Source organism: Salinivibrio kushneri, assembly GCF_027286325.1.
Classification (GTDB): Bacteria; Pseudomonadota; Gammaproteobacteria; order Enterobacterales; family Vibrionaceae; genus Salinivibrio; species Salinivibrio kushneri_A.
The window spans coordinates 1,638,785-1,652,324 of the sequence record NZ_CP114588.1; the positions used below are offsets into that span (position 1 = coordinate 1,638,785).

At 49.0% G+C, this 13,540-nt stretch carries 17 protein-coding genes and 1 pseudogene; 2 read left to right on the forward strand and 16 right to left on the reverse strand.

Translation table 11 applies throughout. The annotated features are described in order from the left end of the window. Positions 1-48: 48 nt before the first annotated feature. From N8M53_RS07650 to N8M53_RS07720, 15 genes and pseudogenes are all read right to left on the reverse strand, one after another. A complete protein-coding gene (locus tag N8M53_RS07650; protein ID WP_269578348.1) occupies positions 49-783 on the reverse strand; it encodes a FadR/GntR family transcriptional regulator in 735 nt (244 codons plus the stop codon). A gap of 195 nt (positions 784-978) precedes the next feature. Further along, positions 979-1,431 carry a GNAT family N-acetyltransferase gene (locus N8M53_RS07655; RefSeq protein ID WP_269578349.1) on the reverse strand — a complete coding sequence of 151 codons (453 nt, stop codon included), beginning with the start codon at positions 1,429-1,431 and terminating at the stop codon, positions 979-981. 12 nt (positions 1,432-1,443) lie between these two features. Beyond that, positions 1,444-2,286 (reverse strand): delta-class carbonic anhydrase, encoded by an 843-nt coding sequence (locus tag N8M53_RS07660; RefSeq protein ID WP_077607161.1) that lies wholly within the window; start codon positions 2,284-2,286, stop codon positions 1,444-1,446. Positions 2,287-2,530: 244 nt separating this feature from the next. Next, positions 2,531-2,947, reverse strand: coding sequence for a GNAT family N-acetyltransferase (locus N8M53_RS07665; RefSeq protein WP_077607162.1), 417 nt, complete (start codon positions 2,945-2,947; stop codon positions 2,531-2,533). Between the two features lie 88 nt (positions 2,948-3,035). Continuing rightward, positions 3,036-3,563, reverse strand: coding sequence for a nucleotidyltransferase family protein (locus N8M53_RS07670; protein ID WP_269580004.1), 528 nt, complete (start codon positions 3,561-3,563; stop codon positions 3,036-3,038). A 108-nt stretch (positions 3,564-3,671) separates the two neighbouring features. Continuing rightward, positions 3,672-4,064, reverse strand: a complete 393-nt coding sequence (locus N8M53_RS07675; RefSeq protein WP_077607163.1) for a hypothetical protein — start codon at positions 4,062-4,064, stop codon at positions 3,672-3,674. Continuing rightward, complete coding sequence (gene yidD, locus N8M53_RS07680) at positions 4,064-4,288, reverse strand: membrane protein insertion efficiency factor YidD (protein ID WP_077607164.1); 225 nt, start codon at positions 4,286-4,288, stop codon at positions 4,064-4,066. Before yidD ends, N8M53_RS07675 begins: the two co-directional genes overlap by 1 nt. Continuing rightward, positions 4,288-4,503, reverse strand: coding sequence for a DUF4177 domain-containing protein (locus N8M53_RS07685; RefSeq protein WP_021022754.1), 216 nt, complete (start codon positions 4,501-4,503; stop codon positions 4,288-4,290). Before N8M53_RS07685 ends, yidD begins: the two co-directional genes overlap by 1 nt. A 164-nt stretch (positions 4,504-4,667) precedes the next feature. After that, complete coding sequence (gene rimJ, locus N8M53_RS07690) at positions 4,668-5,210, reverse strand: ribosomal protein S5-alanine N-acetyltransferase (RefSeq protein ID WP_269578350.1); 543 nt, start codon at positions 5,208-5,210, stop codon at positions 4,668-4,670. 83 nt (positions 5,211-5,293) lie between these two features. After that, positions 5,294-7,378, reverse strand: coding sequence for a M13 family metallopeptidase (locus N8M53_RS07695; protein WP_269578351.1), 2,085 nt, complete (start codon positions 7,376-7,378; stop codon positions 5,294-5,296). Positions 7,379-7,452: 74 nt separating this feature from the next. Beyond that, on the reverse strand, positions 7,453-7,995 hold the full coding sequence (locus tag N8M53_RS07700) for a GNAT family N-acetyltransferase (RefSeq protein WP_077461261.1): 543 nt from the start codon (positions 7,993-7,995) through the stop codon (positions 7,453-7,455). Positions 7,996-8,064: 69 nt separating this feature from the next. Then, on the reverse strand, positions 8,065-8,643 hold the full coding sequence (locus tag N8M53_RS07705) for a DJ-1/PfpI family protein (protein WP_269578352.1): 579 nt from the start codon (positions 8,641-8,643) through the stop codon (positions 8,065-8,067). A gap of 31 nt (positions 8,644-8,674) precedes the next feature. After that, positions 8,675-9,436, reverse strand: coding sequence for an N-acetyltransferase (locus N8M53_RS07710; RefSeq protein WP_269578353.1), 762 nt, complete (start codon positions 9,434-9,436; stop codon positions 8,675-8,677). Between the two features lie 93 nt (positions 9,437-9,529). After that, positions 9,530-10,735, reverse strand: coding sequence for an MFS transporter (locus N8M53_RS07715; RefSeq protein ID WP_269578354.1), 1,206 nt, complete (start codon positions 10,733-10,735; stop codon positions 9,530-9,532). 88 nt (positions 10,736-10,823) lie between these two features. Continuing rightward, positions 10,824-10,925, reverse strand: a pseudogene (locus N8M53_RS07720) (cytidine deaminase); the annotation flags it as partial. A 111-nt stretch (positions 10,926-11,036) separates the two neighbouring features. On the opposite strand from N8M53_RS07720, the gene N8M53_RS07725 reads away from it, so the two are divergent. Continuing rightward, positions 11,037-11,420 carry a hypothetical protein gene (locus N8M53_RS07725; protein WP_077678900.1) on the forward strand — a complete coding sequence of 128 codons (384 nt, stop codon included), beginning with the start codon at positions 11,037-11,039 and terminating at the stop codon, positions 11,418-11,420. A gap of 83 nt (positions 11,421-11,503) precedes the next feature. On the opposite strand, the gene N8M53_RS07730 is transcribed toward N8M53_RS07725, so the two are convergent. Continuing rightward, positions 11,504-11,875, reverse strand: coding sequence for an MmcQ/YjbR family DNA-binding protein (locus N8M53_RS07730; protein ID WP_269578355.1), 372 nt, complete (start codon positions 11,873-11,875; stop codon positions 11,504-11,506). Between the two features lie 284 nt (positions 11,876-12,159). Here N8M53_RS07730 and N8M53_RS07735 point away from each other — a divergent pair, with 284 nt between their 5' ends. Continuing rightward, the gene (locus N8M53_RS07735) at positions 12,160-13,539 is read left to right on the forward strand and encodes an ATPase domain-containing protein (RefSeq protein WP_269578356.1); all 1,380 of its coding nucleotides are present in this window, start codon (positions 12,160-12,162) and stop codon (positions 13,537-13,539) included. The last annotated feature ends 1 nt before the right edge of the window (position 13,540 follow it).

The following is a 13,540-nucleotide window of genomic DNA, read 5'->3' on the forward strand; positions in this document are numbered from 1 at the left end:
AGAAATAGGTGTGATTGTGTAGAGGTTTCCTTTTTGAAGTTTTTATAATTAGCTTGATGTTTGTTCATCAATGCATTGTTGTAGCAACCGATAGTGGTGGCTAATCGTCGCTTGCGCCTTAAACGGCTCCGCAGCGATAATGTGGTTAACTGTCTGTTGCCAGTTTTCCACCGTTTGGCGACGATAATCCGCCGCCTGATAAAGGGCATAATCGTGCGAGCTAAACCCTTGCTGGATAGCGTGCATCACCCATTCAAAAATCGGGTTGCCGGACATCGCAGCAATCAGTAGGTTTAGTGCCCGATCGAGCTCTCCTAAGCGATCCAAATCCGGTGCTTTTTCAGCGGCGAGTGCCGCCAGCTCTGTGACGCTTTCACTGAGCTGTCGTTTTTGCGACGCAGTACCACGACTAATAGCGAGCAACACCAAGCTTTGATCGACCGTTTCACGAAACTCTGCGACCTTGTCCGCTTGAACATGGCTTTGCTTTAGAAACAGCGCCAGTGATTCACTGATGTTATGCACATCAACCTGACGCACGACCGCCCCACCTTTTTGGCCTTTACGGATCTCAATTAAGCCTTTTTGTTTGAGTGACTGAATAGCCTCTCGCACCACACCACGGCCAGTGCCAAACTGTTGCTGCAGTTCTCGCTCACTGGGCAATTTGTCACCGGGCTTAAGTGCTTCAGACAAAATCGCTGATTCGATTTGTAATGCCACATCTTCACTCGCTCGGCCCATTTGAACCGGATGAAAAAGGCTACTGGTGGATGTTGTCATGGTTACCTCTTCGCTTTTGGTAGTACCAAACTAGCAAATTTTTGCATTAACAGTCAAATTAAGACGGATACCTTGGATTTGGTCGTACCATTCAAGTGTTAGTCGCTAATTATCAATAGGTTGATTTTAAAGTAAAAAATAAAAATCCCGCTCAGCATATGCCAAAGCGGGATTTCTTTGGTAGAAATGAAATTTTTATCTTTGGTAAACCATTCGCCACTCTCGTTCACCGGTGTGTGGATCAGTCTGTGCTCTATCGACCTGGAAACCATGACGCAAATAAAATGCATGGCTGGCATGGTTTTTTTGGTAAACCGTCAAATCAATGTAGTTTTGTTGTTGCTGCGCATGACTTAGCAACTGGCTGCCCACGCCTTGCCCCTGCTTCTTCGGCGCAACAAAGATCGCTGCCAATGTTTGACCATGCATCGCGTAGAACCCCTCGATGGCTCCATCTCGCTCCATCACCCACACTTCTGCCATCGGCAAATAGGCAGATCGCATGGCTTCGCGCTGCTGATACCAAAAATCGTCATCAATAAAGTCATGCGCTTTTAATGATGCGTTCAACCAGATATCAAGTACCGCATCAGTGTCTGCCGGACGCATACGGCGCAAACTATGTGGCGAGTTTGGGGTGGGTATCATGGCGCCTCCTGATTATCGGCCTGACAGCAGTGCAGGATTGGTCACTCGGTTCCTTACACCATGAGCATGGCGCTCATCAAATACATTGGCATGACACCAACGCTGCACACTAGCAATATCAACTTTTTTAACATGTGGACGGACACGCCATGTGACTTGGTAAGGAGAGCCTTTTTGGTTATAGCCAGGGCCCGTGGTTGACCCTAAGTAAGTGACAGGGTTACCGCTGTCTTCTGGTAAATTGATCGCTTGGTAACGCCCTTTACGTTGACCAACTTTAGCAAGCTGAGAGAAATCACGCGCGTTAGGATCATTCACCACCACCAATACCTGCGCTTCAACACGTAACTGCGGGTTACGCGTCGCCTCACTCAAGCATGCGCCCAGTGTTGGCCCGGGCGCCACAGACGCTGAGCTATACACATAGTGAAGCTCCAGCGTATCTCCGACGTTGACACCTTGATGCTTACTGGCACAGACAGGCTGGTCGTAAGACGCGCGTTCACTGTCCGATAAAGCGCCTGAATAAAGATAGCCGCTGTGATAGCCGTGACCGTCCCCAGCCCCTGCAAAACGCGTAAACTCTCCGCCTTTATGCTCAGCGTTTTTATGGAAGTGGATATTACAGAGGTTCATCGCTTGCGCTGGCGGTGCGTAATTAAATCGCTGAGGGTTGGTGCCGTGGATGGCATCAATATCACGCGGTGATTGCGGGCCAAACCCTTTACCTTGTGTGGCACGCTCAAGCGCGTCACGCTGCTTAGTTATCGCGTCGTTCACCTCGGAGGCCGCTAACGATGTAGAGGCGACGAGCATTCCTAACGACAAGGTGGCAAGAGAGAGTAACGTTTTCATAGGTCTTTCTATTGTCAGTGAAAACTCGCGAGTCTATTCGCACTTAACGCCAGTATATTGATCTCTCTCGTAAAAACGTGTACATCGATTAGGTCGGAGAATAATTTTGGAATCGCCCTCACTTTAAAATCAGTAAAAGCAGATAGTTGCGCACAGCAGTGAGAGAAAGCGCCATGTCGTGTGCGTGGCGACACAATAGTGCCCGACTATCCCAGTCCTGATGGGTAAAGGGTCACTGTATCCGTTAGTTGAGCGCTTTCGTCATAAAGTACAAAGCATGTTCCAAAGGGTAATCATCCAATGTCATCTGGCATTGATAACCATGCTTTTCGTAGAAGGGTTTAGCTTGAAAGCTTAGCGTATCAACGAACGCCATTTTACAGCCCATCTCCTTGGCGTACTCTTCCAAGTTACTTAACAAGTGACTCCCCACATGACGGTGACGAAAGGCATCATCGACCCAAAGGTATTTAATCAATAGCCATTGTCCCCATGTATTCGCCACAACGCCACCGATACGCTCATCGTTATCATTGTAGGCATAGCCGGCAAGAGAGCCTTCAGGAAGGCCAGCTAAAAACGGGGCATTGCTTTGCTGTAGCTGTTGGCGAATGGCGGTAATATCATCGTCGCTCGGGCTCGCGTCCATGCGGTATTTCATCGGATTAGCTATCCATACTGTTCAACACAGCAACGAGTATGCCTTGGGTGGCATGGTTTGTCTGTGCCCATGCGCACCCTATTGACGCTTACTCGTGATGGATCGGCTTCGCAGCCACAGAGCACTGAGTGGTGACCGTGAGTTTAGGCCAATGTGTAAGCCATTGCTTGTCATCAAGGCGCTGCTGAAACACGTGCCATGGACGTGCGGGGTTATGGCTAAGCTTCAATTCAAACAAAGACTGAACCCCAAAGGCAGCGATAACTTCGCAACGTTGGTTCATATCAAGGCGAACAGCAATCGCGGTTTCTTTCTCTGGCCAAAAGCGCATCGCATCCAATGTACTTGCGTAAGGAGGATCTTGATGTTTCTCGTGCATTCGCGCCTGGTTACGCACCTGCCAGGTCATTTCTGGCATGGTCTTTTGCAGTAGCTGCTCTAAATATTGTTCGCGTTCTGCACTGGTATCTTCAGGATCGTAGAAGACAACATCGATATCATTGAGCGCACTCGGGGAATATTTGTGCAACGCATCCCAAACCAGATTCCGGATAAATCCGGCAGCAATATAACACTGAGGGAGGTTTAAAGCTTGAACACAGCGAAGTGCACGCATTCTTACCGGATCAGCCTCAATCAAGTCAATCAAGGCACGCCGATAGGTTTTCTGACATAAAAAGAACTGGTGCTGGTGACGTTTACGGATCCGACGGCGCTTCATGGATTAACCACCGCGGCGGATGTGTTCGAATATTTCGCGTGATACATGGTAGTTGTACTGCCTGGCAATCTTCTGGGCAAAAAACAGCTGTGGTAATTCAAATAGCACTAAACCCGCCAAAATCAAACCAAAATAAGGCTGATTCAGTACTAAGCCGATAATGGCGATAACCAACAGCACACATTCTACGACAAACAACCCATACTTTCGCAAGTAAAGATGATGTATCCCCCCTAAGAACCCCCAATTTAGCGCCGCATAAGTATCGGGATCTTTAAGCTGTCTTGATTGCTCGGCAAAAAAGCGTTTTTTCTGGCTTTGGGTTAAGCCATTTACCTGCTGCTTGAGCTCGGTCTCTTGTGCTTCTAGCGCTTCTATAGGTTGGGTAAAACGCATTACGGCACCTCGTCGTGAATTTTCTCTCGCGCATCGGGGTTATTGCAGCGGCGAATACGCGCCAAACCAAGTTGCCAGCCTCGAATGGCCCCGTACTTCTCGATGGCTTGGCGAGTGTACTCCGAGCACGTAGGCTCAAAGTTACACTCAATATTGAACAGTTTCTTTGATCCACCTTTTGCTTGATAGTGGTGGATCAAAGAGAGCGACAAATACTTGAGCATTACCGGCCCAAAGTCACAATCACCGCTTCACGTTGCCAAAATAGCATATAACGTTTCTTTTCAATAACTTGAAAGACAACCTGCCAACCGTCTTGTGCGTACTGGTTTAGCTCTGCCTCCAAGCGCTGCAACGGCAAGCCGCTCGAGCCGAGTAGTAAGGTGCCGCAGCCTCCCTCTACAATGTGTACAACCTTATATTCGGTAAACTTACTCATCTATTATCCTCACCTTGGATGGTATATCTGTCCAGATGACAGTTGCCCGTCATCTTTTAGAAAAAGCCTGAATATTCTCTGAGAAAAATGGTTTCGGTTCAAAACGTTATTACTCGTCAGCAAAACTTTTGAAGCCAGTTCACGTTCGTGTATCACGTTGCCCTTTATTCAACCAAAGGATTGAGTTTGGCGGTGAGCACATGATCTTGCCAGCGGCCATTGATTTTGAGGTAACGGCGCGCATAGCCTTCGCGCTCAAATCCCAGCTTGGTAAGTAGCCGCTCACTGCGGGTATTGTCGGGCATATAATTGGCCATTACGCGGTGCAATCCAACCTGCTCAAACACAAAACGGATACCTGCTTGGATGGCTTCGTGCATATAACCCTGCCCTTCATAACGTTTGTCAGCGGCATAACCTAACAGGCACGCTTGAAAGACGCCGTGGATCACGTTGGTAAAATTGCACACCCCTATCACATCGTCCCGTTCATGATGCAAAATCACAAACTTGAAGGCTTGCTGGTGTTGAAACAAGTCCTTCGCTTCTTGCAGCGCGCGATGCCAATAGTCTTCGCGGTAAAATGCGGCAGGGCGTATGGGCTCCCATGGGGAAAGGTGGACACGATTTCGCTGATAAAACTGCGCCATCATGTCGGCTTTTTCTGGAGGAAGTAAAACCAGTCTCGTCCTTGGCGTGCTTAGCACGTGAGCCTCCTTGCATCGATTCGCGCGACGGACAGTACCAACATCTATCGCAAAAAATGCCGCCCTTGCGGCGGCATCAGAGATTACCAGATATTCACCCGCTGATCTTCGGGTAAATACATACCGTCACCTTCTTTAATATCAAAGGCTTCATAGAATGCAGGCACATTGCGCGGCGCACCAAGCACGCGATATTGCGGTGGCGCATGCGGACCCAGCGACACGCGCTCACGCAGGGCATCTTCACGCATCTTCATTTTCCAAATCTGCCCCCAGCTGAGGAAGAATCGTTGCTCGCCGGTATACCCGTCCATCACTGGAGACGATTCACCCTGCAACGATTTTTGATAGGCGCGAAAGGCGGTGGTCAAGCCGACTAAATCACCAATGTTCTCACCCAAAGACACTTTGCCGTCAATGAATAAGTCCGGCAATGGTTCAAACTGGCTAAATTGCTCAGCCAGTTTTTGGGTGCGAGCATCAAAGCGTGCCCGATCCTCATCCGTCCACCAGTTTGATAGATTACCATCACCATCATAACGCGAGCCCTGATCATCAAAACCGTGCCCCATTTCATGACCAATCACCGCGCCAATACCGCCATAGTTCACGGCATCATCCGCATTCATATCAAAAAACGGTGGTTGTAAGATCCCGGCGGGGAACACAATCTCATTGGCGGTTGGGCTGTAATAAGCGTTGACCGTTTGCGGGGTCATGCCCCACTCTTTGCGATCAACCGGCGCACCAATCCGCGACAACATATCTTGATAGCCCCAGCGTGCGGCACGTTTGCTATTTCCAATCAAGTCATCGGCGTTGATAGTCAGCGCGCTGTAATCTTCCCATTTCTCTGGATAGCCAATTTTAGGCGTGAATTTACTCAGCTTATCCAACGCTTTCGCTTTGGTTTCATCACTCATCCAGGCTAAGGACTCAATCGAGTCTTTAAACGCGGCACGCAAGTTATCAATCAAGGTTTCCATACGCGCTTTGGCTTGCGGTGGAAAGTAGCGCGCGACATATTCTTGGCCGAGCGCTTCACCCAACACCCCTTCGGTGGCTTGTACGCCCCGCTTCCAACGGTCACGCTGTTCAGGAATACCATTAAGGGTTTTGGAGTAGAACGCGAATTGACGTTCAACCAGCTCATGGTTAAGGCGCGGTGCAAAGGCATTAAGGGTACGAATGGTGAGATAATCTTGCCACGTTTGCAGGCTGGTTTGCTCAAACACCTGCCCTAGCGCCTCAAAATAAGATGGCATGCGCACCACAACCTCACCGGCTTTATCGATACCCGCGCGTTTGGCAAAGCGAGCATAATCAAACTCGCCCATCAACTGGTTGAGAGCCTCAATGGGCATTTTGTTATAGGTGGCTTGCGCGTCACGGCGTTTAGCGCGTATCCAATGGTGCTCTGCCAGTGTTTTTTCCAGCTGATAAATTCTATCCGCGCGTTGTTTGACCTGATCGTAGCCCGCTAAGCGCAGCATGTCTTCGAGATAGCGTTTGTAAGCGGTGCGGATACGCTCAGCGTCCTCGGTGTCTCGGAAATAATAGTCTCTATCCGGCAAGCCCAACCCGCTTTGGCTCAGATACAGAGCGTTATAGTCAGGGTTTTTCGCATCGGCCCACGCATAAAAACTAAACGGGATCCCAACACCAATTTGTCGCAAATCGGCCATCGCATAAATCAACGCAGGCTTCGAGGAAATCGCCGCAATACGATCAAGCTCAGGTTTGATTGGCGTGACTCCTAAGGCATCAATTTTATCTTGGTCCATATAGCTAAGATAAAAATCACGCAGCTTTTGCTCGTTGGAGCCAGGCTTAAGATCATCACGCGCCACCAGCTCATCAATGATGCCTTTCAGACGCTTTTCATTCTCTTCCGCTAGGATACGGAACGCACCATAGCTGGACATATCACTGGGGATTTGGGTTTGGTCGTACCACGTGCCGTTCACGTGACGGAACAAGTCATCTTGCGGACGAACCGATCGATCAAAATCTTGTAGATACAGACCTGATTCACGCTGTACTTCAGCGTGTGTGGTGTTAGCAGCGTACACCTGCCCAGGCACCAGGCTCATCACGCCTAGTGCAAACGCGACCCCCATCGCGGCTCGCTTAAATCGCACTCGGTTGACTGATTTATTTTTCATCATTCGTTTACCTAATTCCTTCCATAACATGGCTCAAGCGACGTAATCTTGCCGATTCCCGAAAAGACATGCGCTGTTCACGACATAAGGTCTCGATAGAGCACCACACAGTGATAATCACGCCCCTCGTCTTGCTCGGGTTCAAAATGGGTAATACGACAAAACCCTTGCTGATACCAGAATCGAAACGCGCGAATGTTCTCGGCATAAACATTCACCCCCATGCGTCGATAGTCCCCATAAGCTTGCACGGTTTCAATCACGCTCGCAACCGCTTCGCTGCCATAGCCATGCTTTTGATATCTTGGAGAAATAGTGAGCATGGGCAGCCAAACACTCTGTGTATCCGGCGCATTGAGCGAGATTTGCAGATAGCCGATATCTTTACCGTCATGGGTTTGAATGCGACGAAGATAAAAGGCGTCTTCCACATCAGGCGCCTTTTTCTCCGCACTGTCGGCAATCAATGATTGATAGGTGGATAACGACCAAGGCTTAAACGTGGGATCTTGATATTGCAGATGCTGATTTTGCTCAAACAGTGCTTTAACGCGCTTTGCATCACTGTACTCAAACGCACTAAAACATAGGCGTTCAGACCGCCATGTTGCTGGGAACATGTTCAATTCCTATTTTATCAGCGCATACATTGATTGATATCGCGCTACGTACCTTATCCAGACTGCATATTACTCGTTTCGCTGCCAGTGGTAATCCATTTGCTTGGCCACGCGCTGGGCTAAGTCCTCGCTGTGCAGATCAGCCACCAGCTGCAAACTCATATCAATACCCGCAGATATGCCCGCGGAGGTAAGATATTTTCCATCTCTCACCCAGCGCTTTTCTGATACCACGCTTAATGGCGGATAAGCGCGGCTGAGGTCGTCCATGTCTTCCCAATGCGTGATCACCTTTCGACCATCGAGTAGTCCGGCCTCTGCCAGTATGAACGCCCCCGTACAGACAGAGGCCATACATTGGGTGATCGCATCTTGTTGCTTCACCCAATCGATCACCGACGGGTTGGTGACTTGCTCATGGTGAACGCCGCCGACAACCAGCAGCAAATCTAGTGTGGGATGGTTGGCGAGATGATAATCCGGCACGACACTCAAACCGCCGCGCGCGAGCACAGGTGAGTCTTGTTCAGCAATCAGTCCAACCTGCCAACTGTCCGCGCCTAAACGTTTTGCAGTGCTAAACACTTCATAAGGCCCGGCAAAATCGAGCACCTCTGCGTGCTCATACACATAAATACCAATATTCATCGTTTGTCCTTACATCCATGTAAGTGTTGGGTTAATGATGAGGAATAAACTTATCAAAGCGGCTCTCCATACAGGCACTGATATCGGTGGTAATAAACTCCCCCTGATAATACAAACTGAAAATGGTGGCCGGTGAAGGACATGCTTGTGCTTGGCTCAATATCTCTAAATGATGCACTTCAAGCGGGATACCACGCTGCGCACAGCTTTGTTGTAGCGAGTTCAGCACATGGTATTCCGCATAAGGACAACGATGGGAGTAATACACCACACACCCTTCAGTTGATACGTTGGCGGTATGAACGGATTCTCTAAATTGCGGTATTTCAGCTGCATCATTCAACGGATAATACAACAGCACAAAGCCATTAGGGGCCTCATCCGCCACGTTGAAGCCTTGGCCTTTTAACCATTTTGTATCGCTCATAAAGTGGTATTTCTTTTTACCGACCACGGCGACTAGGCCTTGCTTATTTTGCTGTTTAGCCGCCTCAATGGCGTCAGCTAACAGTTGCTTGCCGTGTCCATGCCCTTTGTATTTCCCAGAGACCCAAAAGCAACCCAATGCCAGATAACCATCCGCTTGTATGGGCTGCCAAGCGGTCTCTGCTGGGCCATATTCGATAAAGACTTTGGCGCGTTCATCTAAACGGCGAAAACGGTACCCGTGCTGATACTCCTGCTTTAGCCACTGCTTTTTCGCCTGATAGCTGGCCTGGCACTTTTTATCCGAGAACGCGCAGCAGATATGCGCATCATCCAAGGATGCTGGGGTTAAGGTTAAGTAGGCCATATTCACCTCCACACAGGTGTATTGATGGTATACCTTTTAACCTACCTTAACCGCATGGATGATGACTCCGCCTTGGTCACAAAGCCATCAATCTTATGAGGACGTCGCTGCGAGGCGTGTTTTCTCTCGCACCGATAAAAAAAGCATACCGATGCTGGCACACATAGCCATAGCGATAACAAGCGACCAAGTCACCGAATAACCGAACGTGTCGATGACATAACCAATCAATACAAAGCTTGGCATCAGCAATAAGCTACGCAACGTGATCAATACCCCTTGAATACGACCGCGATGACTCGCCGGTGAGTTGTTGGCAAGATATACGCCTTCTTTGGTGAGGACCAACACCTCGCCAGCGGAAAGAAAAAACCACGCTAAAAAGTGAACGGGGATCGTGGGTGCCAACATCACAAGCCCATAACCCAGCACAAATAAGAGTCCTGAATAGGCCAACGCCATCGTCTCAGTATGTCCAGATGTCGCGCGAAGCAATAGCGGCGTGATGATCACCACCAACACGCACGCATACGTCATCAATTGACCAAAACGCACGGGCCCTTCTTGGCCAAATAAATGACTCAAATAAAGCGGGCTAGCCATTGTCATTTGATTCAATGCAAACCAAAGCATGCCACAAAACAAAGTGAACACAATGAGATAAGGACGTGATTTAAGCACCGACCAGACACTGCCTTCTACCGCGCGCTCAAGGCCAGACTCAGACTCGGGGACGGCTTGCTCGGTCACGTTGACCAAAAAGGCCACCACAAGAATACCCACCAAGACGGCAAGCCCGTTACCAAAGAAAATCCATTCAGTGTGCTGCCAAAACAAATAGCCCGCTAAGATGGGGCCAATCGCTGAACCCAAGTTATAGGCAAGGTAACTAAGCGACATCACCGCATCGCGATTGCCTGCGTGAGATAAATCGGCAACCAATGCATTACTGGCCGGCAACGCCACACCAATAAAAAAGTACGCAGCGAATAATAACGCCGGCACCATCACCGGGGCATCGGGTGCAAACCCGCACACCAGCAGCAAGATAGCGCCGACACCTTCCCCCGCCACCATAGTGTTTTTATGGCCTATCCAGTCAGAAAGCTTGCCACCAATAAAACTCCCCAGCAGGTACAAGCCAGTAATACTCATCGCCAATGTACCCGCCAGCGACGCGGAGTAGCCGAGCTTATCGGTAAACAACAACACGAGGAAAGGAATAATAAAGTTGCCCATCCCGAGGATCATGCGGGCCAGTGCAACGTAGTAAATATTGCGGTGCAATCCTTTATACATCGCCACCGCAGAAAGAATCTTGTTGATTGTCGTAATCGTTAAACGTCCGTGTTAAAAAATCAGCACATAATGTACATGATTGATAAATTTATAAAAACTCGTTATTCACTAACGACCAATGGTGCGGCATGAGCTCGCGCACAGTTTTAAAAACTAGCTGGTTATCTGGCGTAGAAATCGCGGTTTTTACACGATTATTGTGCCCAAAAGAGGCAAATACGTGGCTTGCGCTTTTCTGTTTTTCGAAAAAATAAAGCCTTTAATATGGTGGCTACGTTTCGACCTCTCCAGAGACACACCGATGGATGATAACGCTCGGCAATTGCTTGACCACCTATGCCTCGGCTATGACCAATTGGCCCAACGTCACCAGATGCGCGCTTTTCCAGAGCTCTCCACCGCTATCAAGCACCCACTCGGCTATTGTCTGGTTCACTGTCCGATCGGTAGTCAGCGATTATCGATTGTTTCGCTACAATTTGCCACCAGCGTTCGCGGCCAAGGGGTGCTGACGGCGTTTATCGACTATATTCAAGCGCATCCGCATCACTACCGCGGCATTGAAGTTGCCACCATTCAAAATCAAAGCTTAGCGAAACGGCTACTGGCATTGGGTTGGCGATATAAGTCTGCCCTAACCAAGCTATTTCGCGCCAACACCCCCACCTTGGTGCATGATTTCTAATCAAAATACGGAAGTTTTCACGTAGGCGGGTTCCTATTATTGCGAGCGTTTGCCAACCCTGAATGGCTTGTCCATCGCCTTTATCAAAGGCTGTTCTCATCGACACCGAGCTCGGCTCGTTTCGCTTTGCTCAAACCCTGACAAACAAGCTGATACGATTGCGCCACATAGTACTTTAAGTCTTCATCAAGCTCCCCGGTCGTGTGAGTTTGTTGAATCCATTTCATACCCCGGTTAGCAAAATACGGCGCCGGTACATAACCCTCAAGATCGCACAAAAAGGCATAATTTATTGGCGAGGTTTTAAAGGTAAACGCTGGTTGACCGCTTTTACTGCTGGTGCCAATGGCGAAGACTTTTCCGCCCACTTTCCAGACGTCTGAGTTACCCCATTGCACCACATGTGTCGCGGCCGTAAACGCGCTGCAATACTGATTAAATGTAGAATGGTCCAAGCAGTTCTCCTTTCAACAAGCACACACAGTATTAGGCAGTCTAGACAGGCTTCGTCATCACAAACGGTGTAATACGAGCAACGCCTTTTAGCGCGAGTGCGAACGAACAACGTACTGCATTCTAGGCGTTTTGAGACGTAAAAGGGGACTTTTTCTTACACCCGCCATGACAGTTGTGTTTTCCTCTACTATCTTTTCTAGACGGTAATGCCTAAAAACGTCTCTATGGGGGTTTTTCTGGGTGAGCTAGGTCTAATAAAAATAATCATAATAGGGGAAGCGACATGAAAGAGAGAGTCTCCTCAGGTATTCCCGGGCTAGATCAAATCCTTAACGGTGGCCTCCTCCCTTCAACAGCGGTATTGGTGAGAGGTGGACCAGGTTTAGGTAAAACGACAACAGGCTTACAGTTCCTTTCTGCGGCGTCACAAGAAGGCGACAGTCTATTTATTGGCTTTCAAGAGGCCGAGGAGCAGCTCAAAACTAACGCGACAGCGATTGGCATTGATGTCTCAAACATTACCTTTCTCAGCTTGGCCCCAGACGACAGCTTTTTTAAAGAGCACGAGTCGTACGACATATTCGCCTCCACCGATGTTGAGCATGAGCCGGTCACTAAAGCCATCGTCGACACCATTGAGGCACTTAAACCCACGCGTGTTTTTGTCGACTCCTTTACGCACCTGCGCTTTCTTACTGCGGATGTTTTTCAATACCGCAAAGAGGTTCTGTCGTTCATCAACTATTTAACAGAGCGAGGCGCCACCGTGTTGTTCACGTCCGAACACAGTGATTCCTCACCCGATGATGATTTAAGGTTCTTATCCGATGGCGTTATCTCGCTAAAACAAACCCCGATGGGACAAGAAATCTGTGTTGAGAAATTCCGCGGGTCTGACTTTTTAAAAGGCAGCCATCAGATGCGCAATGGCGCTCACGGGGTTGAAGTGTTCCCGCGGCCACTTCCACCCAATGAAGAGCTGGTACCAGGGCGGTTTGAACCCATTTCGACGGGCATTGCGTCTATCGATAACCTGCTTGGCGGTGGGCTAGAGATGGGAACTGTCACCATGATCACCGGCCCCTCAGGCATTGGTAAATCCACCTTGAGCAGTTGCATTGCGGAGCAATTCAGCCATAGCTTGGGTCATGTCAATATTTACCTGTTCGAAGAGGAGATCTCCTCATATCTCCACCGGGCACGACAACTCAATATCGCCCTGCAACACCAGGCGGAGGCCGAACGTTTAACCATCGAACAAATCGAGCCTTTGCAATATTTAGCCGATGAGTTTGCGTCTAAGGTGTACAAAGATGTTGTTCAAAATAACACTCGCTTGGTGGTGCTTGATAGTACGGCAGGATTCAAAATGACATTGCGCGAGGAATCGATTCAAAACCGTTTACATGCCCTCGCAAAAGGCTTATCGAGAATCAATGTCTCGGTGATTCTGGTGAATGAGACATTTGCACTTTATGGCGAAGACAGCATTTCTGAAAAAGGGATCAGCTACTTATCGGACACTATTATCTCGCTGTCTTATTACGCGGACGATACCACGCACTCGCAGATCTCGGTGATGAAGAAACGTTTGAGTGATTTTGACCGCAAACCTCATCAGTATCTGATCGGCCCCGATAAAGTGCAGGCAGTGGCTGTTTGAT